Origin of the sequence: Dokdonella sp. (assembly GCF_035703485.1) — a bacterium.
Classification (GTDB): domain Bacteria; phylum Pseudomonadota; class Gammaproteobacteria; order Xanthomonadales; family Rhodanobacteraceae; genus Dokdonella.
Window position 1 is genome coordinate 1 of record NZ_DASSYD010000181.1, and the last position, 25,373, is coordinate 25,373.

Genomic DNA, 25,373 nt, shown 5'->3' on the forward strand with positions numbered 1-25,373 from the left:
GCCGACAGTCGGCCTGGATTGTCGGCGCGCTCATGCTGCCTTTGCTGCTCGCATTGCCGGCAATCTGGATGGCCCATGCCAACAACGAAGATCTGTTGCGTGCAGAGCTGCTCTTGCGTCAGACCGTTGATCGGCTCCGACAGTCAAACCAGGATATCAGCAGCCTGGATGGCGTGCGCTCGGAGATGCTCAATCGCTATCTGATCGAAGAGCAGCTTAACGAGAGTCGGCCGCGCCTGGTTCTACTCCTCACCATCCTTGGAGACCTTCCGGAGGATGTTCAACTCAGTTCGATCAGCGTCCACGGGAATGAGGTGAAGTTGTCCGGCTCATGCCGCCTGAATTCGGATTGCGCCGCGGCGATTGCCGTGCTCAAGAACTCGCAATTGGCGAACGTACGCGAAGTTGATGTGGCGCAAGCGGCCTCTCCGATTGCCGCCAGGAAGTTCGAGATTCATGCGGACTGCGGAAAGCTCGTTGGCAGCCAGACAGCGACTGCAACACCTGCGATCGCTGCGGCAACGAATCGACAGAACTCATCGTGAGCGGCGCGACGAAGCGCAGCACGCCGCACGGCTTCCGGTTCGGCCGGATCTGGGCCTTCGCGATTGGCGCATTGCTCGCTGTTCTGTGGCTGGGAATGCTATTGCGGGAACGCGGTGTTCTGGAGGCGCACGTGGCCTCGCTACAATCCGTGGCCAGAGGCCAGCAGGCCCTGTCGACCAATCACGACGCCATCAAGGGCCAACTTGAGTACGCAAGGCGGAAACTGGCGGAAACCCAGCGCAGGTTACCTGCAAGATTCGAGATGGACCGGATACAGGCCGAACTGAGTGATGTTTCAAGCCGCTGCGGATTGCAGCTCACAACGGAAGAGCCCAGTGCGGAAGTCGTTCGAGAATATTTCTCAAAAATCACAATAATCCTTTCAACAAGAAGTCCTTCGGGTCCGCTGTACTGCCTCATCGAAAACCTTTCGTCACAAGGGTTGATCAAGGATATTCGCTCATTGGAGGTGAAGACTTTGGATTCGGATGCGGATCAACTTGATGCGCGGCTCCAGGTAAACTACTACCGATATGTTGAGCACGATGGCGAAGATGATTCAACCGACCAATCGCAATGACATGACAGCTCATTCTGCCAGCCGTCTGCCGAGATATCTGTTGCTTGCAATGGTTTTGGTCTATCTGCTGGTACTTGCAGGCTTCTACGTATCCGCGTTCAATTTTCATGCGCCAGATGCCGAGAAGTTCGTGCAGCAAATGCGATCGCGGTTCGCAGGACCGCTGCAGCCCTTGCCGGCGCAAGCTGTCCAGATTCCCGCCGCGCTGACCATGAAGCGGGATCCGTTCTTGTCGATTCCTTGATCAACAGCTGCGGCAGCTGAAGTTCGAGATTCAAAGTCAAACATGCGTGATCCATGATCCAATCATGCTGCCGTGGCCCGGCACGGTAAAAGGCGCTGGTCATTCGTTGATAGCCGTTGTTCCGGAAGCAATATCTGTCCCGATACGTTGATACTGGTCATGCCAAGAAAAAAAGTTTCCAGCGGTGTTGTTCACTCCGTCCCGGAAGATCTGCGGAGCATCCTTGTTGAAGACGGCGCGGCGCTGGAGCGCTGGGAAGACATTACCCCGCTCGCGCGCAACGAGTGGATTTGCTGGGTTGAAGATGCGGTAAAAGCCGAAACGAGGCAGCGCCGATTGTCCCGGCTCCAGGAAGATCTCAAGGACGGAAAGCGTCGACCATGCTGCTGGCCGGGATGTCCTCATCGAGAGAAATCCGGGAAGGCTTCGTAGTCCCGAATGCGAACCGGAAACTGGAATCCGCCAGGGCCAGGGTTCGCTCCGATCGAAGCGCGAGTTCTCCAGGTTGGGCCTATTGTGAGCTGTGGTCGTGCGGCTTGAGGATGCGCTCCAGATCGATGCACATCATGTCTTCCGCAACGATGATCGGGCCGGTGTATGTCGCGCTGATCAGCGACTGGCTGGCTTTCAGCTGCGACTCGCTGCGCGGCATGATGTGGCTCAGTACCAATCGACCCACTTTCGCATCAGTCGCCAGCTTCGCGATTTCGCTGGGTCGGGCGTGCAGGTTGGCGGCGATCCTGTCGGCCTTTTCGGGAATGGCGTGATCCATGATAAGCACGTCGGCTGATTCGATCATTTTCGCGAATGCGGGATTGTTGCCGTTCTGGTCGCCGCTGAAGGCGATCTTGTGTCCGCCGGATTCGACCAGATAGCCAAGCGCGGGCACCGGCCCGTGGCGCACGCCGATGGCACTGACACGCAGCTCGTCGTTGTCGAGCACGATGACCGGCTTGTCTGAATCGTGCGCGACGGTTCGGGTTTTGAGCGGAAAGTAACCCGCGCCGTCAGTGAGGTAGCCGCTGAGGTATCGATACGCGCCTTGTGTGGGCCCGATCAGCGCGTTCAGGAAATCGTCGATGGCGGGAAAGGCCCCGGATGCGCTCGGCCCGACCAACTGCAGGTTTCGCTTGCGATCACTGAACCAGGCGCTTTTCAGATAAGCCGGTAGTTCGACCGAATGATCGACGTGCAGATGCGTCAGCAAGATGGCGTCGAGACTATCGACGTGTGCACCTGCCTCGCCAAACCGAGCGAACGTGCCGCCGCCGGCGTCGACCAGCAGCCTGGCCTCGCCCTTGATCCACACCAGGTAGCCAGAGCTTGCGCGGCTGCTGTTGGCAATGGGTCCGCCGGAGCCGAGGATCTGCACTGCGACATCGCCCTTGCAGCCCGCGACTGCCGGCGATGCCACGAGCAGCGATGCGACGAACAGCGGTACGAAAAAGCGGCTGATGGGCCGATGGCGCGTGTTCCGGATGAAAGTCGACATGACGAACTCTCCACGGCAGCAATGCTGGGCAGTCCAGCCTAGCGCACGTCGCATTAGTGGCCGCGCTCGTTGCGGTGGCGCGTGGCGGATACCTGACGATAGCGCTGTCCTTGCGCAGGAAAGCCTTGTTGCTCCTTGAGACTTCCGACGTCGGATAGACTCCCGGTATTCACCGAACGAGATTGATCAGGACATTGCCGGCTACATGAATGCAGCATCCCTCCAGCAGTTGAAGGCGCAAGCCATGCAGCTTCATCGGGCCGGTCAGCTTGATGCCGCGAAGACGCTCTACTTCGAAATTCTGCAGCGACAGCCCGGTAATGCCGATGCCTTGCACCTGTTCGGGCTGGTTTGTCATCAGCAGGGCGATCACGAGACGGCGGTTCGCTATATCAGCCAGGCGGTCGAGCAGGTGCCGGCTCAGCCGGTGTTGCGCAACAACCTCGGCGATGCCATGCACAAGGCCGGTGATCTGGCCGGGGCCATCGAACAGCTACGCCACGCGGTCGCCCTGCGTGCGGATTACGCCGGAGCGCACATGAACCTCGGTGCGGTGCTCGCCGAATCGGGGGATCACGATGAGGCGATGCGGCACAGCCTGGAAGCGACGCGGCTGGATCCGCAGCGGGCCGAGGCCTGGTTCAATCTCGGCCTGCTTCAACTTGATCATGTCTTGCTGGTGGAATCGGTTGCCTCGCTGCGCAAGGCGCTCGCGCTGCGTCCGGATTATTCGGCGGCGGCCAACAGTCTGTTGTACGTGCTCAATCTGACGCCGGGAATGGACCCGGCCGAAGTCGCGCAAGAGCACCGGCGTGTCGCCTCCGGATTGTTTGGGCGTATCCGTCGAGCGACAACATGGCCGAAGCCATCGGAAAGGATTCGCATCGGATACGTCTCGGGTGATTTCTGCGCGCACGCCGTCAACTACTTTTTCGAACCTGTTCTTGAGCATCAGGACAGCACACGGTTCGAGACTTTTTGCTACTCCGATGTGACGCAAGTGGATGCAGTGACCGAGCGCTTGCGCGGCCTGGCCCAGCATTGGCGTGATGTCGCTGGCTTGCCGGATGAGGCTCTTGCCGAACAGATTCGCGCCGATGCGATCGATATCCTTGTCGATCTCGCCGGTTACACGAAACACGGCCGCCTCGGCGTGTTCGCAGCGAAGCCCGCGCGCTGCCAGGTCAGCTATATCGGCTATCCGAATACAACCGGCTTGGAGGCCATGGATGCCCGCGTGGTTGATCACTGCACGGCACCGGCTGACGAGACACCCGTCGGTACAGAATCCCTGCTGCGACTGGCCAATGGCTTCGCCTGCTTTCGACCACCATCCCACGTACCGACAGTTACTGTTGCTCCCGTTTCTAGCAATGGCTTCATCACATTTGGAAGCCTGCACAAACTCGAAAAGCTGAATGCCGGGGTGATCGAAACCTGGGCGCAGATCCTTGCGCAGAATCCTGACAGTCGACTGCTGCTGGCACGGGATCAACTGGATAGCTGGCATCAGAACAGACTGACTGGCGTTTTCGCTGAATTCGGTATCGGCACCGAGCGGCTCGAAATGATCCATCTGACGGATCCGTCGCAAAGCTTCTTCGAGCTCTTCTCGCGCATGGACATCCTGCTTGATGCCTTCCCGTGGAGCGGGCACACGATCGCCTGTTGTGCGCTATGGATGGGCGTACCCGTTGTCACGTTGCGTGGCAACACGCACGCAGGGCGCATGGTCGCCAGTGTGCTCGAAGGACTCGGCTTGAGTGACTTGATCGCCGGTGATATCGAATCCTACCTCCGCGCTGCCAGCAACTTGTGTCGCGATCAAGCGCGAATCGCCACGCTTCGCGAAGAAGTTCGCCAGCGCATGCAGAGCTCGCCACTGCGCGATGAGGCAGGATTCACGAAGGCATTTGAATCTGCGATTCGCATGGCCTGAAAACTACTTCAGCGTGGCACCGAACCGGAAAAAATAGAATGTTTGGTATCATTTCTTTTTCTGCACAAGAAGTGTTTGCATGATGCATTGGGTTAATTCGTTAGCGCGGTCAGTGCGTGACCTCAAGCCTTGCGATTCTCTCAAGGGTTCACTGATTCATCATGAGTAGGCCTGTCCTTATCGTCCTCGCTCTGCTGGTTGCTGTGTTCGCAGTGGCTTACTGGCAATTTCTCGACAGGAAGCCGCCTGTGTCACTGGCCGCAGTCGCTCCGCCCATTTCGACGAAACACGTCGTGACACCTCCATCGACGCGGGTGGGCGCGCCAGGATCTGGCCAATCTCCGCAGTCGTTGTCTGTCGCTGACAATGATCGTCCATTTGTCGAGGTGCGGCCGGATCTTGAGCGGCGGGCGCGCGCGGGAGATGGACACGCCGCCTGGCGGCTCGGCATGGCGCTGGCCAATTGCAATGGTTATGTGCCGATTTCGGATGAGGGGATTGAAAGTTCGGTGATTGACACCTTTGCAAGAGGAATCACCGTCAGAGGTTCCACGCCGGCAGCGATGCTGCAGAAGCTCAAGCTCGCTGCAGCTCAGAAGCGACGCGATTGCAGGAATGTCTCTGGCCTCGCTGAAAGCGATTTCAACAACGAGGCCAACAAGAAGGCGCTTTACTGGATGGAGCTGGGCGCATCACTGGGCAATGCTGATGCACAAGCAATGTATGCGACGCTTGCTTTCGCGCAGTTTGATGGGCGCAATGCTTTGGCCGATGCGGAACAGATTCGGCAACGCAAGCGACTTGCCCTGGAATACCTGGAGCGATCACTTGCGCAGGGCGATGCATTTGCACTGCTGCAACTTTCCAAACAACACACTGAGGGTCTGCTATTCCCCGCGGATGCGGAGGTTGGATACCGCTATCTCTATGCCTTTTCGTTGACCCCGCGAGCGTCTGATTTTGTGCCTGGGTATCTTGAGATGATGCTTGCATTGGCTGCACAAGACCTCGATCCGATTGCGCAGGGGCGTGCGCAGGAAGCAGGGCGGCGGCTTGCGACCTGCTGCATGTCCAAAGCTGGAGAGCAGCCATGAGGCGATCGAAGCTGATGGTTTTCGGGGTGATCGTTGCGGCGATCTGTGTGCTTGGCTGGATCGCATTTGAACGGCGTGGAGGTTCGTTGGAGGCCTCAAGTGATCGTGCACCTGGCGCGCATGCCGAGGACGAATCGTCCACACCGTTGCACACGGCCACTCAACACCCAAAGGAGAGGCCGAAACCGAAGCTGCAACCGAAGGCATACTACGCCTCAGATTCAAAGAATGCTTTTATCAATTCGACGATTGACGAATTGCCCAATTTTCTTGCTCCGCCGGATCAGGCAATCGCGCGCTTGCGTGTCCTCGCCGACGCAGGAAACGATGATGCCAAATTGGAGTTGACCCGGCGATTGTCTGGCTGTACGCCGCGTGCGCTGCGAGCAACCCAGGAGTCTGACGAACGTCTCCGCTGGAGTCTCGAAATGGACCAAGCCAAGCGGGATGCGGGCGAGGAAGTGCGGGCTATTCCTTTTGCGAACGGGCAGGGTCGTATTGACCGACATCTAGCTGAGCGGGCCGCATGCGAAGCACTTCCGGCTGAAGTGCTGGAGAATTGGCTCGATCCGATTGACCAGGTGGCGCGATCTGGCGATACGTATGCGATGCGATATTACGCGGAGTTGGTTGTCAATGAATATGACTCGCGAGATGCTGTCGTAGCGGATGTCGATCGGGCCATTCTTCGTCGCGACAAGGCACGGGCGTATCTGCAACGGGCCGTTGATCTTGGAGATTCGGAGGCCCTTTCGGATCTCGCCGACGCCTATTTCAACAAGCAAACGAGCGCCCCTCAGTTGTATGCCGTCGACAGCTTTCGCGCTTACCTGTACGCCTATGCCGCTTCTTTCGGCCCTCGCCGACAGTATCAGAATCTGGATTGGATAATGTCAGAAAGCGCAAAGGCGCTGGACACGCAACAGATTTCCGACGCGCGCAAGCAAGGCAAGCGGCTGTATGACGCGTGTTGCCGCTAGCACTGATCGACTGGATCCAGTGCATGTGGGCTATGGACTGGATTGCACTTGGACAGCGTTGCCCTGGCACAAAGTAGCGCGTACCAACCATCTTCGACTGGGCTTTCCTTCAGGTCGCCAGCGCTACACTGAGTGCTCCTCTTCATGAATGGAACGTCCATGTCAGCAGAAACTCGAACCTTGTCCCGATCGCGCAGTGATCGTGTGCTGGCCGGAGTCATGGGTGGCGTCGCGCGGCGATTTGGCTGGAACTCGACCCTCGTCCGTGTGCTGTTCGTCATCGTCTCGGTCCTCTCGGCCGCGTTCCCCGGGATCATTGTCTATCTGGCCATGTGGCTGTTGATCCCGCAGGAGTAGCCGCGAGCTCGGGCATGCGCGGCTTGCTGGTTGCAGTCGGGGTCCTCTGGACATCACCGAACACACTGATCGGGCTCGTCGTCGGAGGTCTTGCGCTCGCAGGCGGCGCGAAGATGCACTTGCGTCGAAGCGATCTCGCCATCGTGTTTGATCACCTGCCGTTCGGCCCCGGTGGTGCGATGACCCTGGGCAATTGCATCCTGCATACCGGCGACACCCTGGATACCGGATGCTCCACCTACGCGCATCGCGCTGGTCACGGTGTGGAGCCGGCAATCCGTTTGTGCGATCACGAGCGCGCCCATGTCTATCAGGCGATGGTTCTCGGACCGCTTTTCTTGCCGGTGTATCTGCTTTGCGGCGGAATCAGCGTGCGCAACCGCTTTGAACGCGCCGCCGATCTGTATGCGCGGCATGGATACGGCTGGTGGCCCTGGTCCACGTCCGCTCCACGCCGTTGAGAATGCCCTCAAGCAAAAGGCCCGGACTTTGCAATCCAGGCCTTTTGATTTGGTGGAGCGGATGGGGATCGAACCCACGACCTTCGCGATGCGAACGCGACGCTCTCCCAGCTGAGCTACCGCCCCTTTTGAATCGTTCGCGTGGGCTGAATCATCGGTTGGGGCCGACTCCCTGCGCGGTTTGGATCATATCGGATGGTCCGGATTGCGCCAAGCGAACACGTGGGACCATCGTCGGGAAATTGTCAGGGGTGCGCCGGGCTTTGCGGACACGCCACCAGCGGATGCGGGTGAAGCTCGACTAATCTTCAGCCAGCCTGGCCATCAGCGCATCGTGCAGGATCATCTTGCGCCAGCCTTCGAGGGCGCTCGGCCATTGGCGCGAAACGTACAGCGTCTCAAGATGGCGGCGCGAGCAGAGCAGGCCTTCGGGGATATCGAGTTCGCTGGCACGCGCGCTGACAACTTCCTTGAGTGAGCGAATCTTGCGGCGTTCTTCGCCGTCGGCAGCGGGCGGAATCGTGTCGAAATCAAGATCGTCGTCGACAAGTGGCCGGGTCAATTCTTCGAGCAGTTCGGTGCGCTGATCGCCGCGCAGTGCGCGCAGCCCACGTCCGCGCTCAGCCAGATCGTTGATGTCGGTGGGTGGATTGGCGCTGAAATCAAGCAGGCGTGGGTCATCAAGGATCCACGGCCGCGGTTTGTCGATGCGTCGCGCGGTGGCATCGCGCCAGATCAGTAGGCGACGCAACATGGCCTGCTGCTCACGGCTCCAGTCAGCGGCGCCGCGATAGCTGGTTTGCGGTTGCAGATCCGGCTCGCGATGGCGGGCGCGCTCGACCATGCGTGCGCAGTCTTCGGCGTGCCATTCGAAATATCCTCGTTGATTCAGGCGTGCCGACAGTTCGGCGTGGAGAACCGGCAGGTGGACGACATCCTGCGCCGCGTATTCAAGCTGCGAATCGCGCAAGGGGCGCTGCAGCCAGTCAGAGCGGGTTTCACCTTTCGGCAGGTCGACATCGCAGACGGCGAGGACGAGCTTCTGGTAACCGAGGCCCGGGCCAAGGCCGGCAAACGCGGCGGCAATCTGGGTATCGAACAAGGTGCCAAGGCTGTTCGGCAGGATTTGACTGAGTGCGTCAAGATCTTCACTGGCGCTGTGCATGATCGAGATGGTCTGTGGGTCGCCGAGGCGTTTGGCGAGGCTGGCCATGTCGATATCGCCGAGCGGGTCGATCAAGGCGATATGATCGTCGATTTCGATCTGGATCAGGGCCAGCTTGGGGGCGAAGCTGTCGGTGCGCATGAATTCGGTATCGAGACCGATCAGGTGGCTCGAGTACTGGTCGAGTTCGTTCAGGGTTTCGGTACGATCGATCCAGACGGCCAAGGGGCGCATTCCTGTAGTGGGGATAAAAGGGCAGGCCGCGGTTGCGGATGCCTCACGCGATAGCCTAAGGTGCGGACACGCTGCTGTCAGCCTTTCTGTGCGCACTCATGCCCGGTACCGACAACGTCAACAAGCAACGCAATTGGGGCGGTGCACTGGGCATCATCCTGTTGTTGTTTGCGCTTGGCTACCGATTCTATCCGGAGTTCGACCATGCCGAGCCGCAGGCTCAGGTGCAGACGGACACGACTCCACCCGCTGCCGGCAAGCCATGGGTTCTCGACAACACGATAGCTCCAGGCACTGGCGACGGAGGTGTTTCGCCAATTGTCGGTACGACGCTGGCTGAAGCCATCGCGATGGGTCCTCCGGCACCGGTGACCAAGGAAGTCGCGACCTTGATCAAGATGGCACGCAAGCAGGAGGAAGAGGGCAAGTTGTTTGAGCCGCCTGGCAACAACGCGGTTGGCTTGTATCGAAGAGCGCTTGCCAAGGATCCTGGAAACGCGGCGGCCCATGATGCGCTGCTGCGGATTGGCGGAGCGGTTCGCGATTGGTCGCTGGCGGCACTCGAGCGCGGCGATCAGGCCGAGGCACAACGCTATGCGACCCAGTTTTCCGAGCTTCCGCATTCGGAAGCCGAACTGGTCAATTTGCAGACACGTTTGAAAACCCTCAGTGAAGTCATGCCGTTGCTTGGCGTTGCTGCCGAATTGCTCAAGCAGAACCGCTTGATCGGTGACGGTGACAACAATGCGCTTGCGGTCTATCGCAAGGTATTGGCCATCGATCCGGAAAACCGCATTGCCGACGAAGGCCTCGGCCGCATCGAGCGTGGCTACCTGGATCGCGCTCTTGGTGCCGCTGCACAGGATGATTTCGTCAATGCGGATGCCATTCTGGCCGAGGCTTCCTCGATCAGGCCCGGCTCGCAGGCCTTGCTCGATACACGCTCGCAGATCGAAGGACTGCGTCGGCAACGCGGCGAGACCGTGTTGTCACAGGCGCGTTCGGCGCTGGATGCGGGCAATGCCGACCTGGCTGAACGGCTAGGCAAGGAGGCGCAGGCGATCAGCACCGATTTGAGCGGGCTTGATGAATTCAATGAGCGCCTGCGCAATGCACGCTTGTATGCGAGCTTTTCGCCGGGGCAGATCTTCAGTGACCGCTTCCTCGATACCAGTGGGTCGGCGCCTGCAGTCGTGGTGATTCCCGCGGGTCAATTTGTCATGGGTTCAGCGCCCAGCGAAGACGGGCATCGTGACGACGAAGAGCCGCAGCGCCTGATCAAGATCAACACCGGTTTCGCGATGGGATTGAGTGAAGTGTCAGTCGGCCAGTTTCGTGAATTTGCCAAGGCAGTCGGCTATCGCACCGATGCGGAGCGCGCCGGAACCGGCAGTGTCTACGACGAAAGCAGCGGTCGGATGATTGACCGGCGAGGCATCAACTGGCAGCGCGACTACAAGGGTGATCGAGCCAGCGACAAGCTGCCGGTACTGAATGTGTCCTGGAACGACGCCAACGCGTACGTAAAGTGGTTGTCGCAACGCACCGGCAAGCGCTACCGGTTGCCGAGCGAGGCTGAATTTGAATACGCCTTGCGTGCCGGGTCGCAGACCCGCTATTGGTGGGGTGACGGCGATCCTCCGAGCGTATTGGGCAACTTTACCGGTGACGGTGACCGGTCGCCGAGCAAGCGCAGTTGGGGGCACGCATTCAAGCGCTACAGCGATGGTTATTGGGGTCCGGCTCCAATCAAGACCTACCCCGCCAATCCATTCGGAATTTTCGATATCGATGGCAATCTTTCGGAGTGGGTCGATGATTGCTGGCACGACAACTACATTCGCGCGCCACGCAGCAGCAGCGCCTGGATCAATCCGGGATGCGAGCGGCGGGTGATCCGCGGTGGTTCATGGGGAAGCGCGCCATTGCAGATCCGTTCGGCGTATCGTCTCGGTGTATCCGCCGAAACGCGCAGTGCCCGGGTCGGGTTCCGCATCGTGCGGGAGCTGTGAGTTTCACCGATTCGATGGAAAACTTTCGTTGCATCATCACCCGCGACGATCCATGACCAGCTAAGCTGATCAGGTGTGAGAGGAGAATCAGATGGGTCTGTTCGGAAATCGATCGTCACAGGGACGCCGTCGCGGGCTCAAGATCTGGCCGATCCTGTTTTTCGGCCTGTATTTTGGCTACTACTATTTGAGCCACAGCAATGAGGCCTCCTTCACCGGTCGCAAGCAATTGCTCGATACATCCGCGCAGGAAGAGGCCGCGCTCGGCTTGCAGTCGTATCGCGAAATCCTGCAGCAATCGCAAGTTGTTCGCAGCGGAAAGTTGCCCGAGCAAGTGCAAGGCATCGCACAACGCCTGGTCGAGGCGGCTCCCAAGGTCGAAAAGTACCTCGCCGACACCGAGGGAACGCCAGCGAATACCCAGTGGGATACCTATCAGTGGCAAGTCAGCCTGATCCAGTCGGATCAGGTCAACGCGTTCTGCCTGCCGGGCGGAAAAATCGCCGTCTACACCGGCATTATTCCGGTGGCCAAGAACAATGACGGACTCGCCGTGATCATGGGTCACGAGATCGCTCATGCGCTGCTGCGACATGGTGGCGAACGCATGGCCCAACAGAAGCTCGTACAAATCGGATCCATCGCTGCGAGCATGTCGACCGGAGAAATGGATCCCGGCCAGCGCCAGATGGTCATGGCCGCGATTGGCGCCGGTGCCCAGTACGGCGTGCTCCTGCCATTCTCACGCAGCCACGAATCCGAAGCTGACAAAGTCGGCCTGCTGCTTGCCGCCGCGGCCTGCTACAACCCGCAGGAAGCACCGAAGCTCTGGGAGCGCATGGCCGCCATGGGCAAGCAGAAACCACCCGAATTCATGTCCACTCACCCCGCCGAAGGCACCCGCATCAACCAGCTCAATGCCTGGATGCCCGAAGCCATGCAGGTCAGACAGCAATTCTGCGGCACGACGCCAACCGCGCAATAGGCTAGCGACGTTTGCCAGTCTGCGAGTGTCGCCCTATCATTCGCGGCCCACTTCGGAGAGGTGGCAGAGTGGTCGAATGTACCTGACTCGAAATCAGGCGTACGTGAATAGCGTACCGTGGGTTGACTACGGGCGTCCCGCCCTTCGCCCTTCGGGCCATCGCCGTTGGCGATGTTCGCTTCGGCATCCTGCCTGCGCAGTGACAAATTCGTCAGGAACGAATCTGGACAGCCGAAGGGCTGGCCCGGAGCGCGCAGCGCGGAGGGTGAGGCTCAGGGATGAGTCGAACATATCCCGCCCGGACTTCACGAACCAAGGATTCCAATTACCGTAGAGCGCCATGCCGTGGCGTTTTCGTGCATTTGCGTAATCGCACGCTTGTCAGCCTCGATCTCTCCCCGTATCATTCGCGGCCCACTTCGGAGAGGTGGCAGAGTGGTCGAATGTACCTGACTCGAAATCAGGCGTACGTGAATAGCGTACCGTGGGTTCGAATCCCACCCTCTCCGCCAGATACAAAAAGAGCCCCGCATGGGGCTTTTTTTGTATCTGTTGGTGCGGGTTGCGTGGACGAACCCACCTGGTTCGACAAATTCGTCAGGAACGAATTTGGACAGCCGAAGGGCTGGCCCGGAGCGCGCAGCGCGGAGGGTGAGGCTCATGGATGAGCCGAACATATCCCACCCTCTCCGCCAGATACAAAAAGAGCCCCGCATGGGGCTTTTTTTGTATTCGGAGAAGCGAAGGTTCCAGCGCATCGACCTGCACCGGATCAATTCTGAGCTGACACGGTTGTTCAAGGCACTCACTGCGGTTCGATGGGATAGATTGGATTGACGCAAATGCGTTCCGCAGGCGGGTTATTGTGTGCCGGGTACGTCTTGAGCCCGTGAATCACACGAGTAGCCATGGAAGCCTTCGCCAGTCAGCACACCGAGAGTTTCGCCGAGTTTCTGCGCCAGGCCGGCGTATCGCTGGCGGTCTCGACTTACCAGGCGGGCCAACTGGTGCTTGTGCGTGCGCAGGAGCAGGGTGCCAATACCCACTTCATCGCCATGCGCAAGCCGATGGGGATTGCCGTGCAGGGCAGGCAGAAACTGACCATCGGCGATGCACACCGGATCGAGTTCTTTCGCAATATGCCTGCGGTCGGGCGCAAGCTTGATCATGGCCAGTACGACGCGGCCTATTTGCACCGTGCCACTCACGTCAGCGGTGATATTGATGTTCACGAGATGGCCTATGACGTCGACGAACAACTCTGGCTGATCAATACGCGGATGTCCTGCTTGTGCACGCTCGCGGCCGATGCCAGTGTCGTGCCGCGCTGGAAACCGCCATTCATTACGCAATACGATTTGTTCGATCGTTGCCATCTGAATGGTCTCGGCATGCGCGATGGCCGACCGCGCTATGTCAGCATGCTCGGGCGCACCGATGAACCCGGTGGCTGGCGCAGGAACAAGGCCAGCGGGGGCCAGATCCTCGATCTCGGCGACGACTCCGTGATTGTCGACGGATTGTGCATGCCGCACTCGCCGCGCTGGTATCGCGATCGACTCTGGTTTCTGTCTTCGGGTGAGGGTCATCTCAAGTGTCTGCAGGCGGATGGCACGCTGCGCACGGTGGCCGAAGTACCCGGGTTCGCTCGCGGTCTGGCTTTTTTTGGTCGCTACGCGCTGATCGGTTTGTCGCAGGTACGTGAGACAGCAGTTTTCGCTGGTCTGCCGCTGACCCAGCGGGTCACCGATCGACGATGCGGTGTTTATCTGATCGACATCGAGGCAGGTGAGGTCGTCGGTTTCCTGCACTTCATCGGCGCCGTGCGCGAGATTTTCGACGTGCAGATCCTGTCTTGCCAGGCACCGACTCTGGTCGAGCAGGGTTCGCCGCTATTGAGCAGTTCGTATGAGTTGCCGGATGCGGCTCTGGCCATGGTCGCGCCCGCCGATCCGATCCAGGATCAGGTCGCCGAGGCCACCCGTGTCCATGCCGCAGGTCGCCTTGATGAGGCGCTGGCGATCTATCGCGATGTGTTGCGCGCCAACCCCGGGCATCGTCAGGCGCACTATCAGCTCGGAGTTTGCCTGCTTGATGCGGAGAGTTGGCAGGATGCGTGCGAGGTGTTGCTCGAAGTCGTCACCGAGCAACCGGACAATGCCGAGGCATGCAACAGCCTCGGTCTCGCCTGCTCGCGGTTACTGGAGTACGAACAGGCCATCGGCTATTTCGACAAGGCCATTGCGATTGATCAGGAGTTTCCGCTTGCGCACTTCAATCGCGGTTTGGTTCAGCTCAAGCTGGGTCGCTACGAAATCGGTTGGCAAGGTTTCGACTGGCGCTGGCAACTGCCGAAATTTGTTTCTTTTCGCTGTCCGCAGCCGCAGTGGATGGGTGAAGACATCAGCGAGAAGCGCCTGCTGGTGCACAGCGAGCAAGATCATGGTGACCACATTCAATTCTGGCGCTACCTCAAGTTTGCGCGTGCCCAATGTCGCGAGTTGATCTACGTCGGTCCGGAAAAGTTGCGCGAGCTGGCCGCAGGCATCGATGGCGTTGATGAGAGTCGTGCGGCCGGTTCGATTCCGGCTGATCGCTTCGATGTGTTTGTGCCGCTTATGAGTCTGCCGGTGCGCCTCGGAATGATCGGGCCGGGCGATGCGGCGAGTCCTTGCTACTTGCGCGTACCTGATCACATCCAGGTGCGCAGTCTGCCGGCAGGTCGGCGAGTCGGCATCGTCTGGGCAGGCAGCAGCACGTACAAGGACGATCATCGTCGCTCGATTCCAGCCGAACTGCTCAAGCCGCTTCTCGCAGTTGAGGATATCGAGTTTTACAGTTTTCAGTATCCGGTCAGCGCTGAGGAGATCGCTTTGCTGGGGCGGCTGGGAGTGAAGAATCTTGAGCCCGAGATAGAAGGCTATGCGCGCGCCGCCGCCTTCATCATGCAAATGGATCTCGTGATCTCGGTCGACACGGCGGTCGCGCATCTCGCCGCTGCGCTCGGCAAACCGGTGTGGATCCTGCTCGCCCGGGATGCTGACTGGAGATGGGGGCTGCATGGCGAGAAAACGGACTGGTACCCCACGGCGCGATTGTTCCGTCAGTCAGCAGTCGCTGACTGGGCCTCGGTGATCGATAGTGTCCGCCGCGCTTTATTGAGGCAACGCTGATCAAGAGGCTTCATCTGCCTGCAAGGGCAACGCGACCTGGCGAAGGCCCAGAAACGAGAAAGCCCCGGGTCGGGGGCTTTCTCGTTTCTTCAACTTTACGCAAAACCTGGATTCAGGCAGGTTTGGGCGCATAGCCGGAACACCACCCGTTGCGGTGTACGGCCTTGCCGGGGAACAGCGTACAGGCGGCATATTCATCATTGTCACCGCCCTGAAAGAAATTGCAGGCGGCACAATCCTGATCGGACTGGTGATTCGGATACTTGGCAGCGTCGACCTTGGTGTGGTCCTCGACGTAACCGAGGGCCTTGGCGGTCGCATCGTCCAGGGTCAGGTGTGGCAGGTCGGCGGCGCGCGCTTTGCCGATCAGGACGGTTGAGAGGGCGGCAGCGCCGGCGCCGAATACGGCCACTTTCAGAAACTGGCGGCGGCTGGTCGTGGGTAGGGAGAGTGTCTTTGACGTCATCATGGGTAGCTCCTCAGCTGTTGCAATTGCCAACGGTCTGTCGGGCTTCGCCGGCTGACCGGTTCACACTTGACAGAATGCTGGTCCGGACCAATCACGAACAGGCCGGACCAGTACCAGTCAATCGATCGCCGCAAGCATGGCTTCGGCGCTGGAAACCCTGAATTCGCCCGGAGCTTCGACCTGAAGCACCTTGACGACGCCGTCATCGGCGTACAAGGCAAATCGTTGTGCACGCTCGCCCATTCCGAATGCGCTGGCGTCGAATTTGAGTCCCAGAGCGTCGGCGAAGGCCGCATTGCCATCGGCCAACATGGTCAGTTCGGCAGGAACATTCTGGCTTTTGGCCCAGGCATCCATGACGAACGCATCGTTGACCGACATGCAGGCCACATCAACACCCTTGGCCTTGAAGGCGTCCATTTTCTCAACGTAGCCAGGCAAATGCTTGGCCGAACAGGTCGGAGTGAACGCGCCCGGAACGGAAAAAAGCACAACTTTGCGGCCCTTGAAGAGTTCGTCAGTGGTTACTGCCTGAACGCCATCCTTGAGGGTGTTGAGCGTTGCCAATGGAATGGTGTCGCCAGTCTTGATGGTCATGGGGATCCTTGGATAGGGAGAGGGAAGTCCGTTGACCCAGGGTTGCCGGTGAGTCAATCGCTTCATGATACGACGACCGCATGAATGATCCCATGACTTGCTGCCTGTCGGCCCTTGTTTGGTCGTCCGAGAGGCCTTGAATCGTTGTTTGCAAGCCATATTTTATGGTCATCGCGGCAGCTGGCCGCATCAACATGAGGATTTTTGCCATGAGTCTTTCCCGTCACTCCGCCTGGAACGTCAGCAACGGCCTGCAGCGCGACTTGCGGCAGGCGTTCGACCGTTTCATCAACATTGACGATACCGATCAGTCCAACGTCGTGACCAGCCAATGGGCGCCGCGCGTGGATATTCGTGAAGAGGACAAACGCTTTGCCATTTTTGCTGACATTCCCGGCGTCGATCCAAAGGACATCGAGGTCAACATGGACAAGGGCATTCTGACCATCAAGGGTGATCGTGCCACCGAGTCGGTCTCGGAGAATGGTCAGTTCACCCGGGTCGAGCGTTCGAGCGGAACGTTCTATCGTCGATTTGCCTTGCCAGACAGTGCAGATGCAGACAACATCAGTGCAACCGGAAAGCACGGTGTACTTGAGATTTCGATCCCGAAGAAGGCGGAGACCACGCCGCGACGGATCACGATCAACGCTTGATTTCTTTCATTGCGTAACGCCCACGGCCTGCGGCGGGGTGACTCGCCGCAGGCTTTTTCATATCAGAAAGGCAAGGCATGCAGTTCAAGGATTACTACGAGACCTTGGGGGTCAAACCCGACGCCAGCGACGCGGAGATCAAGCGCGCCTATCGGAAGCTTGCACGCAAATACCATCCGGATGTCAGCAAGGAGACCGGCGCCGAAGAGAAGTTCAAATCCGCCAACGAGGCCTACGAGGCGCTGAAAGATGCGGAGCGGCGGCGTGAATACGATCAGCTCCGCGCCGGCGGTTACCGTGCCGGTGACGAATTCCGTCCACCACCTAGTTGGCAGGGCGGAAACGGTGGGGGTGGCGGCAGGTTTGAAGAAGAGGATTTCAGCGACTTCTTCGAGTCCATCTTTGGTCGTGGACGTGGTCGCGGTGGCGCGCAGGGGCGGAGTGGTCCACGTCGCGGCAGTGATCTGCAGGCGCGCATCACGATCAGTCTTGCTTCAGCGTTCTCCGGCGCTCGCGAGCGCATCACCTTGCGCGACCCGGTCCAGGGCGAGCGCACCCTGGAAGTGAAGATTCCCGCCGGCATCGAGCCGGGCAAGCAGATTCGCCTGAGTGGCCAGGGAAATCCCGGGATCAGTGGTGGCCCGGCCGGTGATCTGCTGCTTGAAGTCAACGTGCGTGAAGACGGTCGATTCAAGCTTGATGGTCGCACCATCACCACCAGCGTCCCGATCACACCCTGGGAAGCTGCCCTCGGTGCAACGGTGAAAGTACCTACGCTGGCTGGTGAAGTGGAGCTGCGTGTCCCTGCAGGATCCAGTAGTGGAAGCAAATTGCGCCTGCGCGGCCGCGGCTGGCCGGGCAAGATTGCTGGCGACCAGATCGTCGTGCTGGAGATACAGACACCGCGCGCCGAAACCGACGAGCAGAAACAGTTCTACGAATCGATGGCCACGACGTTTGATTTCAAACCAAGAGGTTGACGGACGAAAGCCTCGCCCCTGAAGTGGCTCCTACGAGGGTAGCGGCGAAATCAATTCCCCACTCCCCACTCCCGCTTTACTTGGGCATGTGCTCGTTGATCGCCTTGATCAACTGTTCTTCGTCGATGGGTTTTGTGACGTAGGTCTTGGCGCCTTGGCGCATGCCCCAGACGCGATCAGTCTCCTGATCCTTGGTGGTCACCAGAATAATGGGGATATGGCTGGTCTTGGCATCTTTGGCGAGAGTTCGTGTTGCCTGGAAACCGTTGAGGTTCGGCATCACGACATCCATCAGAATGAGGTCCGGAAGTTCACGCTTGGCGACTTCAACGCCCGCTGAACCGTCTTCGGCAGTAATGACTTCGTGGCCCAGCTTTTCGGCAATACGTTTGAGTCCGATCAACTGTGAAGGTGAATCATCAACAATGAGTACGCGCGCCATAGTTAATTCCGTAGTCCCCTGATGCCGGATGGCTTCTGCATTCTAGCTATCACACGGCCCCACGACCAGCGAACCCGTTCACCCAATTCGTATGAGTGTGCGGCCAAATGACTCGCCAGCCAGCATTTTTGTGAAAATCGGCCCAATTTCGTCGAAATCTGCCTCTTTTGTCGCGATCTTGTCGAGATTGCCGGGCTTCCAGTCGTCGGCCAGATGCTGCCAGATGTCGTCCCGGATCGAACGGGCGGTTCCGGCCGAGGCAATTCCGAGCAGGCTGACACCGCGAATAATGAAGGGCATGACGGTTGTTGCCAGCTCGATTCCACCGGCATTGCCACAGATGGCAATATTTCCATAGGGGCGAATCACGCGACTCAGACCGGCCAGCATGTCGCCGCCGACGTTGTCGATGGCTCCCGCCCAATGTGCATTTTCGAGTGGCCGCTGGCCCCAGAACAACTCCTTGCGCGCCACGCATTGTTTCGCGCCAAGCCCGATCAGAAAGTCGAACTGATCGGTCTTGCCGGTGATGGCGTGCGCGCTGTAGCCAGCACGAGTCAGGATGTCGATGGCGAGCATGCCGACGCCACCGGTGGCGCCGGTGACCACGATCGGGCCGAGGTCGGGTGTCTGCGCATTCTGCTGCATGCGATAAAGCGACAACGCTGCGGTAAACCCGGCGGTGCCGATGATCATCGATTCACGCAGGCTCAAACCACCCGGCAGTGGAATAGCCCATTTCGATTCGAGGCGCACATACTCCGCGTAGCCGCCGTCCCGGGTTTCCGAAAGTCCGCTGCCGGTGCACAGAACCGCATCGCCTTCCTTGAAAGCCGGATCGGTCGAGGCGGCGACATAGCCGGCCACGTCGATACCGCCATTGAGCGGATATTGACGCAGGATCTTGCCCTTGCCGGTTCCGGCCAGGGCGTCCTTGTAATTGACCGACGAATAGGCGGCCTTGACCAGCACTTCGCCGGGCGAGAGCTCATCAACGCGCATCTCCTCGATGCCGGCTCGATAGCCTTGGTCGTCGTTGCGGATGCGAAAGGCGCGGAAGGTCTGGGTCACGTCGCTACTCCATCAAATCGCATGAATGCGACATTCTGTATCAATGAGACAGTGTCCGGTCCGGGATGAGCGCATCCTGCGCTCAGTTCGCCTTGTGGATGGCGCGCTTGTCGACGGCGAGGGCGGCTTCGTGGACGGCTTCGCTCAGGGTCGGGTGGGCGTGGACGATACGGGCGAGGTCTTCGGCGCTGCCCTTGAACTCCATGGTCACGACGGCTTCGGCGATCAGCTCGGAGACCACCGGTCCGACCATGTGCACGCCGAGGATACGATCGGTTTCGGCATGCGCGATCACTTTCACCTGACCCGCGGTTTCGTTCATGGCGACGGCGCGGCCGATCGCGGCGAACGGAAATGAGCCTGTCTTGTACGGGATGCCCGCTTCCTTGACCTGGGCTTCGGTCTGGCCGACCCAGGCGAGTTCCGGTTCGGTGTAGATGACCCAGGGGATGGTGTCGAGATTGACGTGACCGGCCTTGCCGGCAATCAGTTCGGCAACGGCAATGCCTTCCTCGGAGCCCTTGTGCGCGAGCATCGGGCCACGCACGCAATCGCCTGCTGCCCATACACCTTCGACGCCGGTCCAGTTGTGCTCGTCGACTTCAACACGACCACGGTCATCAAGCTTGACGCCGGTGTTGTCACCGAGCAAACCCTTGGTTGCCGCACGTCGACCGACCGCAACCAGCAGCTTGTCGACTTCGAGAGTCTGCTCGCCCTTGGCGTCGGTATAGGTGAGGGTGACGCCCTTCTTGCCGACTTCGGCCTTGCCAAGCTTGGCGCCAAGACGAATGTCGAGGCCCTGCTTCTTGAATTCGCGTGCGGCGACCTTGGCGATGTCGGCGTCGGCGGCGGCGAGAAAATCGGGCAGCGCTTCGAGAATGGTGACTTCCGAGCCGAGGCGCTTCCACACGCTGCCGAGTTCGAGGCCGATCACACCGGCGCCGATTACGCCAAGGCGCTTGGGGGGTGCGCTGAAATCGAGGGCGCCGGCGTTGTCAACGATGTGCTTGCCGTCGAACTTCGCGAACGGCAGTTCGATCGGCACCGAGCCAGTGGCGATGATGACGTTGGTTGCGGTGTAGTCGGTGCTCTTGCCCTCGGCGTCTTTCACGGAGACAACCCGGTCGGCATTGAGGGTGGCGAATCCTGCGATTGCGGTGACCTTGTTGGCCTTGAACAGCGAGGTGATGCCACCGGTGAACTGCTTGACGATCTTGTCCTTGCGCCCAACCATCGTACCGACATCCATCTTTGCGTCTTTCGCGCTGATGCCATGGGCCTCGAATGCATGCGTGAGGTTGTGGAACTGCTTGGATGAATCGAGCAGGGCCTTGGACGGAATGCAGCCGACATTGAGGCAGGTGCCGCCCAGCGCGGGCTTGCCGTCCTTGCCGACGAAGTCGTCGATGCAGGCGGTCTTCAGGCCGAGCTGCGCGGCGCGGATCGCGGCCACATAACCGGCCGGGCCGGCTCCAATGATGATGACGTCGTATTTTTCGCTCATTTTATTCGCTCACGGGATTCGGGGTTCGAGATTCGGGATTCGATAGAGCGGCAATTGGGAGTATGCGGAATGCCCGCTTCCACGAATCCCGAATCCCGAATTTCGAATCCCCGATGTTGCCCGGCATCAAATGCCGAGCAACATCGTATGCGGATTCTCCAGCTGGTTCTTGATGTCGACCAGGAACAACACGGCGTCCTTGCCGTCGATGATGCGGTGGTCGTAACTGATCGCGATATACATCATTGGTGCGGCGACGACCTGGCCGTTTTCGACAATCGCGCGTTCCTTGATCGTGTGCATGCCGAGGATGGCGCTTTGCGGCGGGTTGACGATCGGCGTCGAGAACAGCGAGCCGAAGGTGCCGCCGTTGGTGATCGTGAAGGTGCCGCCTTGCAAGTCATCGAGGGTGATGGCGCCTTCGCGCGCACGGGTGGCAAAGTCGATGACGGCCTTCTCGACATCAGCGAAGCTCATGTCCTGGACATCGCGCAAGACCGGTGTGAGCAATCCGCGATCAGTCGACACGGCAATCGATATGTCCTGGTAGCCGTGATAGATCACGTCATTGCCGTCGACCGAGGCATTGACCACCGGGTAGCGCTTGAGCGCTTCAGCGGCCGCCTTGATGAAGAAACTCATGTAGCCGAGCTTGACGCCATGCGCTTTCTGAAACCGTTCGCCGAGTTCCTTGCGCATCCTGGCGACTTCGGTCAGGTTGATTTCGTTGAACGAGGTCAACATCGCGATCGATTCTTTCGAGTGCATCAAGCGCTCGGCGATCTTGGCCCGCATGCGCGTCATTGGCACGCGTTCTTCGGGACGCGCGCCCGGGGTCGGCTTGGCCGATTTTGTCGGCGCAGGCGACTTCGAATGCTTGACCAGATCTTCCTTGGTCACGCGGCCATCGCGGCCGGTGCCCTCGACCTGCGAGGGATCGATCTTCTCCTCGGTAGCAACGCGACGGCCGGCCGGGGAAAGATCCTCGACGCCATTTGCCGGCTCGCCACGGTCAGATTTCTTCTCGGCTTTCTTGTCAGCGGCCTTGTCCGCTTTTGGTGTTTCAGCCTTTTTGCTATCGGCAGACGGTGCGGCGGCTGCACCTTCCTCGATCACGCCGAGCAGTTCGCCGCTGGTCACCGTCGCGCCGGATTCGGCACTGATCGATTTCAATACGCCATCGGCCGGCGCCGGAACTTCGAGCACGACCTTGTCGGTTTCAAGGTCGACCAGGTTCTCGTCGCGCTTGACCGCATCGCCCGGCTTCTTGTGCCAGGTGGCGATGGTCGCGTCGGAAACGGATTCGGGGAGAACCGGAACTTTGATTTCAAGGCTCATGAGTGCTGTCCTGGTGCGTCAATGCAATTGGGTGGATTGGGTGGTGTCGAGTCTTATTCGAGCGCGTAGTCGTTGTTGATGGGCAAAACCAGGGCAAGCTCGACCAAGGCAGCCTGCTCTGCCTGATGGCGCGCAAGATGGCCGCAAGCGGGTGCTGGCGAGCGTGCCCGGCCGGCGTAGGCGATTGTCTGCTTGTCCGAGGTTACGGCCTGAATGTGATGCTTGATCTGATACCACGCGCCTTGGTTCATCGGCTCTTCCTGGCACCAGATGATTTCGCTGGCGGCTGGATATTTTTCCAGCTCGGCCTTCACCTCCGGACGCGGGAACGGATACAACTGTTCGACACGCAGGATGGCGACATCGGTGAGTTCACGCTTTTCGGCTTCTTCGATGAGGTCGTAGTAGACCTTGCCCGAGCAGAGCACGACACGTTTGAGTTTCTTTGCTTTGGTCGCGGTCGTGTCGGGCAGAACCAGATGGAATTTGCCGTTGCTCAGATCATCCAGCGTCGAAACCGCCAACTTGTGGCGCAGTAGCGACTTCGGCGTCATCACGACCAAGGGCTTGCGGCAGGCGCGCAGCATCTGGCGTCGAATCATGTGGAACATCTGCGCGGGTGTAGTCGGCACGCAGACCTGCATGTTTTCCATCGCGCACAGTTGCAGGTAACGCTCCAGTCGCGCCGAGGAGTGCTCGGGTCCCTGACCTTCGTAGCCGTGCGGCAAAAGCAGGACGATGCCGCAGAGTCGGCCCCATTTGGCTTCGCCGGAGGAGATGAACTGATCGATCACCACCTGGGCACCGTTGGCGAAATCACCGAACTGTGCTTCCCAGATCACCAGCGTATTCGGGGTTGCCGTCGCATAGCCGTATTCAAAGGCCATGACGGCTTCTTCGCTGAGCAGCGAATCAATAATCTCGACGGAGGCGCCAGCTCGAATCGTTTTCAGTGGGACATGATGTGAGCCACTGGACTGATCGTGCATCACGGCATGTCGATGGAAGAACGTGCCACGCCCGGCATCCTGACCGACCAGGCGCATGTTGACGCCCTCGGCAATCAGGCTCGCGTAGGCGAGGTTTTCTGCAAAGCCCCAATCGATCGGCTGCTTGCCGGCTGCCATCTTGTCGCGATCAGCATAAATCTTGGCAACACGCGGATGCAGGGTGATGCCGGCTGGAACCTTGAGCAGAGCCGCATTGATCGCGGCGATTTCCTTCTTGTTGATACCGGTCTTGACGATCTCGAAAATATCGTTGTCCAGATGCCGCGACCAGTCGACGCCGTGAGGGTCGTGGTAATCAGCATCGACGCCCGGAATCGGCTTGCCCGCTTCGAGCAGCTTGCGATAGTCGTCGACCATTGCCGTTGCCGAATCTTCGCTGATCGTGCCTTCGGCAACCAGCTTGTTGGTGTAGATCTCGCGCAGCGGAGGACGTTCGCGGATGATCTTGTACATCAGTGGCTGGGTTGCCGCCGGCTCGTCGGCCTCGTTGTGGCCATGGCGGCGATAGCAGACCAGGTCGATGACGACATCGCGCTTGAACTTCTGCCGATAGTCAAAAGCCAGCTTGGCAACAAACAGCACGGCTTCCGGATCATCGCCATTCACATGAAAGACCGGCGCATTGACCATCTTGGCCACGTCGGTGCAGTACAGCGTCGAGCGCGCGTCATGTGGATTGGAAATCGTGAAGCCGACCTGGTTGTTGACGACAATGTGTACGGTGCCGCCCACCTTGAATCCGTTGGTCTGCGACATGTTGAACAATTCCATGACCACGCCCTGACCGGCAAATGCGGCATCGCCATGGATCAGGACCGGCAACACATTCTCGCGTTCCTTGTCGCCGCGAAGGGTCTGGCGCGCGCGCACCGATCCGGAAACCACCGGGTCGACGATTTCCAGATGAGAGGGATTGAAAGCCAGTGCAACGTGGACCGTGCTTCCGGGCGTGCGCACGTTGGCACTGAATCCCATGTGGTACTTGACGTCACCGGAATGCGCCGGGTCCTCGGCGTGCTCGAAGCGACCCTCGAACTCGTCGAACAGTCTCGAAGGCGGCTTGCCGAGAATGTTGACCAGCACATTGAGGCGGCCGCGATGAGCCATGCCGATAACCACATCCTTCAGATCATTGCAGCCGCCGCGGCGCAGGATTTCATCAAGCAGTGGAATCAGGCTGTCGCCACCTTCAAGGCCAAAGCGCTTCTGGCCGACATATTTGGTGTGCAGATAGCGTTCGAGGCCGTCGGCCTGGATCAGCTTTTCAAGGAGATGGATCTTTTCCTCCTTGTCGAGTTGCAGGGTTCCGGCGACCCGCTCCAGTTGCTCATGCATCCACTGGCGTTGTTCTGCATCCGAGATGTGCATGAATTCGAAACCGATGCTGCTGGCATAGGTGGTTTTGAGCAGGGTCAGCAGATCACGCAACTTGAGGCGCTTGGGTCCGGATAGCGAACCGGTATTGAATACGGTGTCGAGATCGGCATTGGACAGGCCATGGAAAGCCAGCTCGAGATCAGGCGCCGCTGGGCGCGGCAGAAGACCCAGCGCTTCCAGTTCTTCCTTGCCATACGCATTGGCCAGATCGAGTGGATCGACATCGGCGGCCAAATGGCCGCGTGAGCGATAGGCGGTGACCAGCTTGAGCACGCCGGCCTGCTTCTGTGCCTCGACACTGTCGACGGCGGCGCCGGATGCAGCCGAGCGACGATCCCGCTGCGCGGCCTCGATGCGGGCGATCGCATCAGAGTGGGCGACTTCGTTGCCGGTTCCGCCCTTGAGCGCACCGAAATACGCATTCCACTCCTTGGACACGCCGGAGGGATCCTGCAGCCAGATTTCGTAGAGGTCTTCGATGAAGGCCGCATTGCCGCCGGAAAGTGCGGAAGTGGTCTGGAACTGCTGAAAAAGACTTGAGGAGGTCACGCTGGCTCCGGGTTGCAAAAGGGCCTGTACGGGTTCGGAATCACTGAAGAAATCGGCAAGTTTGCCCGTGAACGGGCCAGCCGTGGTGCAAACAACGAATTATAGCCGCTGACGC

23 protein-coding genes and 3 tRNA genes are annotated in these 25,373 nt (G+C 59.4%); 16 read left to right on the plus strand and 10 right to left on the minus strand.

Going from position 1 to position 25,373, the window contains the following annotated elements; all coding sequences use genetic code 11:
* The 4 genes from VFN25_RS13805 to VFN25_RS16855 form a co-directional block, all read left to right on the plus strand.
* Positions 1–545 (plus strand): PilN domain-containing protein (locus VFN25_RS13805; RefSeq protein ID WP_325142880.1); only part of this gene is annotated, 545 nt, incomplete at its 5' end.
* On the plus strand, positions 542–1,126 hold the full coding sequence (gene pilO, locus VFN25_RS13810; protein ID WP_325142883.1) for a type 4a pilus biogenesis protein PilO: 585 nt from the start codon (positions 542–544) through the stop codon (positions 1,124–1,126). The genes VFN25_RS13805 and pilO, both read left to right, overlap by 4 nt.
* Position 1,127: 1 nt before the next feature.
* Entirely contained in the window at positions 1,128–1,370 is a 243-nt protein-coding gene (locus VFN25_RS13815) for a hypothetical protein (protein WP_325142885.1), read from the plus strand.
* Between the two features lie 159 nt (positions 1,371–1,529).
* Positions 1,530–1,802, plus strand: coding sequence for a YdeI/OmpD-associated family protein (locus VFN25_RS16855; protein ID WP_414648966.1), 273 nt, complete (start codon positions 1,530–1,532; stop codon positions 1,800–1,802).
* 79 nt (positions 1,803–1,881) lie between these two features.
* On the opposite strand, the gene VFN25_RS13825 is transcribed toward VFN25_RS16855, so the two are convergent.
* Positions 1,882–2,862 carry an MBL fold metallo-hydrolase gene (locus VFN25_RS13825; RefSeq protein WP_325142889.1) on the minus strand — a complete coding sequence of 327 codons (981 nt, stop codon included), beginning with the start codon at positions 2,860–2,862 and terminating at the stop codon, positions 1,882–1,884.
* A gap of 205 nt (positions 2,863–3,067) precedes the next feature.
* Between VFN25_RS13825 and VFN25_RS13830 the strand changes: the two genes are divergently transcribed.
* The 5 genes from VFN25_RS13830 (at position 3,068) to VFN25_RS13850 (ending at position 7,693) form a co-directional block, all read left to right on the plus strand.
* Entirely contained in the window at positions 3,068–4,801 is a 1,734-nt protein-coding gene (locus VFN25_RS13830; protein WP_325142891.1) for a tetratricopeptide repeat protein, read from the plus strand.
* A 449-nt stretch (positions 4,802–5,250) separates the two neighbouring features.
* Complete coding sequence (locus VFN25_RS13835) at positions 5,251–5,895, plus strand: hypothetical protein (protein WP_325142892.1); 645 nt, start codon at positions 5,251–5,253, stop codon at positions 5,893–5,895.
* A 14-nt stretch (positions 5,896–5,909) separates the two neighbouring features.
* Positions 5,910–6,875, plus strand: coding sequence for a hypothetical protein (locus VFN25_RS13840; protein WP_325142894.1), 966 nt, complete (start codon positions 5,910–5,912; stop codon positions 6,873–6,875).
* A 159-nt stretch (positions 6,876–7,034) separates the two neighbouring features.
* Entirely contained in the window at positions 7,035–7,232 is a 198-nt protein-coding gene (locus VFN25_RS13845) for a PspC domain-containing protein (RefSeq protein ID WP_325142896.1), read from the plus strand.
* Positions 7,233–7,246: 14 nt separating this feature from the next.
* Positions 7,247–7,693, plus strand: a complete 447-nt coding sequence (locus VFN25_RS13850) for a hypothetical protein (RefSeq protein WP_325142898.1) — start codon at positions 7,247–7,249, stop codon at positions 7,691–7,693.
* A 50-nt stretch (positions 7,694–7,743) separates the two neighbouring features.
* On the opposite strand, the gene VFN25_RS13855 is transcribed toward VFN25_RS13850, so the two are convergent.
* Together VFN25_RS13855 and VFN25_RS13860 are read right to left on the minus strand one after the other, a co-directional pair.
* A tRNA-Ala gene (locus tag VFN25_RS13855) sits at positions 7,744–7,819 on the minus strand.
* Positions 7,820–7,994: 175 nt separating this feature from the next.
* On the minus strand, positions 7,995–9,092 hold the full coding sequence (locus VFN25_RS13860; protein ID WP_414648967.1) for a ribonuclease D: 1,098 nt from the start codon (positions 9,090–9,092) through the stop codon (positions 7,995–7,997).
* A 98-nt stretch (positions 9,093–9,190) separates the two neighbouring features.
* Between VFN25_RS13860 and VFN25_RS13865 the strand changes: the two genes are divergently transcribed.
* The 5 genes from VFN25_RS13865 (at position 9,191) to VFN25_RS13885 (ending at position 15,262) form a co-directional block, all read left to right on the plus strand.
* Positions 9,191–11,104: an SUMF1/EgtB/PvdO family nonheme iron enzyme gene (locus VFN25_RS13865; protein WP_325142901.1), complete on the plus strand. Its 1,914-nt coding sequence runs from the start codon at positions 9,191–9,193 to the stop codon at positions 11,102–11,104.
* A 91-nt stretch (positions 11,105–11,195) separates the two neighbouring features.
* Positions 11,196–12,089: a M48 family metallopeptidase gene (locus VFN25_RS13870; RefSeq protein ID WP_325142903.1), complete on the plus strand. Its 894-nt coding sequence runs from the start codon at positions 11,196–11,198 to the stop codon at positions 12,087–12,089.
* A 54-nt stretch (positions 12,090–12,143) separates the two neighbouring features.
* Positions 12,144–12,236: transfer RNA gene (locus VFN25_RS13875), tRNA-Ser, on the plus strand.
* A 274-nt stretch (positions 12,237–12,510) separates the two neighbouring features.
* A tRNA-Ser gene (locus tag VFN25_RS13880) sits at positions 12,511–12,601 on the plus strand.
* Positions 12,602–12,997: 396 nt separating this feature from the next.
* Positions 12,998–15,262: a TIGR03032 family protein gene (locus tag VFN25_RS13885; protein WP_325142905.1), complete on the plus strand. Its 2,265-nt coding sequence runs from the start codon at positions 12,998–13,000 to the stop codon at positions 15,260–15,262.
* Between the two features lie 112 nt (positions 15,263–15,374).
* Here the strand turns inward: VFN25_RS13885 and VFN25_RS13890 are convergent, their stop codons facing one another.
* Positions 15,375–15,731, minus strand: coding sequence for a high-potential iron-sulfur protein (locus tag VFN25_RS13890; RefSeq protein WP_325142907.1), 357 nt, complete (start codon positions 15,729–15,731; stop codon positions 15,375–15,377).
* Positions 15,732–15,848: 117 nt separating this feature from the next.
* Positions 15,849–16,328, minus strand: a complete 480-nt coding sequence (locus VFN25_RS13895) for a peroxiredoxin (protein ID WP_325142908.1) — start codon at positions 16,326–16,328, stop codon at positions 15,849–15,851.
* A 209-nt stretch (positions 16,329–16,537) separates the two neighbouring features.
* Here VFN25_RS13895 and VFN25_RS13900 point away from each other — a divergent pair, with 209 nt between their 5' ends.
* Positions 16,538–16,984, plus strand: a complete 447-nt coding sequence (locus VFN25_RS13900; protein ID WP_325142910.1) for an Hsp20/alpha crystallin family protein — start codon at positions 16,538–16,540, stop codon at positions 16,982–16,984.
* A gap of 77 nt (positions 16,985–17,061) precedes the next feature.
* On the plus strand, positions 17,062–17,964 hold the full coding sequence (locus VFN25_RS13905; RefSeq protein WP_325142913.1) for a DnaJ C-terminal domain-containing protein: 903 nt from the start codon (positions 17,062–17,064) through the stop codon (positions 17,962–17,964).
* A gap of 76 nt (positions 17,965–18,040) precedes the next feature.
* On the opposite strand, the gene VFN25_RS13910 is transcribed toward VFN25_RS13905, so the two are convergent.
* The 5 genes from VFN25_RS13910 to VFN25_RS13930 form a co-directional block, all read right to left on the minus strand.
* Complete coding sequence (locus VFN25_RS13910; protein ID WP_325142915.1) at positions 18,041–18,406, minus strand: response regulator; 366 nt, start codon at positions 18,404–18,406, stop codon at positions 18,041–18,043.
* 78 nt (positions 18,407–18,484) lie between these two features.
* Positions 18,485–19,477 carry a YhdH/YhfP family quinone oxidoreductase gene (locus VFN25_RS13915; RefSeq protein ID WP_325142916.1) on the minus strand — a complete coding sequence of 331 codons (993 nt, stop codon included), beginning with the start codon at positions 19,475–19,477 and terminating at the stop codon, positions 18,485–18,487.
* An 82-nt stretch (positions 19,478–19,559) separates the two neighbouring features.
* The gene (gene lpdA, locus VFN25_RS13920; protein WP_325142918.1) at positions 19,560–20,984 is read right to left on the minus strand and encodes a dihydrolipoyl dehydrogenase; all 1,425 of its coding nucleotides are present in this window, start codon (positions 20,982–20,984) and stop codon (positions 19,560–19,562) included.
* A 126-nt stretch (positions 20,985–21,110) separates the two neighbouring features.
* Positions 21,111–22,322 carry a 2-oxoglutarate dehydrogenase complex dihydrolipoyllysine-residue succinyltransferase gene (odhB, locus tag VFN25_RS13925; protein ID WP_325142920.1) on the minus strand — a complete coding sequence of 404 codons (1,212 nt, stop codon included), beginning with the start codon at positions 22,320–22,322 and terminating at the stop codon, positions 21,111–21,113.
* Positions 22,323–22,375: 53 nt separating this feature from the next.
* A complete protein-coding gene (locus VFN25_RS13930; protein WP_325142922.1) occupies positions 22,376–25,258 on the minus strand; it encodes a 2-oxoglutarate dehydrogenase E1 component in 2,883 nt (960 codons plus the stop codon).
* Positions 25,259–25,373 lie beyond the last annotated feature (115 nt).

Bases quoted from the DNA above. Each gene is read 5' to 3' on its own strand.
- VFN25_RS13850 (WP_325142898.1), top strand. From the start codon at position 7,247: ATGCGCGGCTTGCTGGTTGCAGTCGGGGTCCTCTGGACATCACCGAAC.
- VFN25_RS13910 (WP_325142915.1), bottom strand. From the start codon at position 18,406: ATGGCGCGCGTACTCATTGTTGATGATTCACCTTCACAGTTGATCGGA.
- VFN25_RS13815 (WP_325142885.1), top strand. From the start codon at position 1,128: ATGACAGCTCATTCTGCCAGCCGTCTGCCGAGATATCTGTTGCTTGCA.
- VFN25_RS13840 (WP_325142894.1), top strand. From the start codon at position 5,910: ATGGTTTTCGGGGTGATCGTTGCGGCGATCTGTGTGCTTGGCTGGATC.
- VFN25_RS13870 (WP_325142903.1), top strand. From the start codon at position 11,196: ATGGGTCTGTTCGGAAATCGATCGTCACAGGGACGCCGTCGCGGGCTC.
- VFN25_RS13905 (WP_325142913.1), top strand. From the start codon at position 17,062: ATGCAGTTCAAGGATTACTACGAGACCTTGGGGGTCAAACCCGACGCC.
- VFN25_RS13865 (WP_325142901.1), top strand. From the start codon at position 9,191: ATGCCCGGTACCGACAACGTCAACAAGCAACGCAATTGGGGCGGTGCA.
- VFN25_RS13895 (WP_325142908.1), bottom strand. From the start codon at position 16,328: ATGACCATCAAGACTGGCGACACCATTCCATTGGCAACGCTCAACACC.
- VFN25_RS13885 (WP_325142905.1), top strand. From the start codon at position 12,998: ATGGAAGCCTTCGCCAGTCAGCACACCGAGAGTTTCGCCGAGTTTCTG.
- VFN25_RS13890 (WP_325142907.1), bottom strand. From the start codon at position 15,731: ATGATGACGTCAAAGACACTCTCCCTACCCACGACCAGCCGCCGCCAG.
- odhB (WP_325142920.1), bottom strand. From the start codon at position 22,322: ATGAGCCTTGAAATCAAAGTTCCGGTTCTCCCCGAATCCGTTTCCGAC.
- VFN25_RS13900 (WP_325142910.1), top strand. From the start codon at position 16,538: ATGAGTCTTTCCCGTCACTCCGCCTGGAACGTCAGCAACGGCCTGCAG.
- VFN25_RS13830 (WP_325142891.1), top strand. From the start codon at position 3,068: ATGAATGCAGCATCCCTCCAGCAGTTGAAGGCGCAAGCCATGCAGCTT.
- VFN25_RS13835 (WP_325142892.1), top strand. From the start codon at position 5,251: ATGGCGCTGGCCAATTGCAATGGTTATGTGCCGATTTCGGATGAGGGG.
- VFN25_RS16855 (WP_414648966.1), top strand. From the start codon at position 1,530: ATGCCAAGAAAAAAAGTTTCCAGCGGTGTTGTTCACTCCGTCCCGGAA.
- lpdA (WP_325142918.1), bottom strand. From the start codon at position 20,984: ATGAGCGAAAAATACGACGTCATCATCATTGGAGCCGGCCCGGCCGGT.
- VFN25_RS13860 (WP_414648967.1), bottom strand. From the start codon at position 9,092: ATGCGCCCCTTGGCCGTCTGGATCGATCGTACCGAAACCCTGAACGAA.
- VFN25_RS13825 (WP_325142889.1), bottom strand. From the start codon at position 2,862: ATGTCGACTTTCATCCGGAACACGCGCCATCGGCCCATCAGCCGCTTT.
- VFN25_RS13845 (WP_325142896.1), top strand. From the start codon at position 7,035: ATGTCAGCAGAAACTCGAACCTTGTCCCGATCGCGCAGTGATCGTGTG.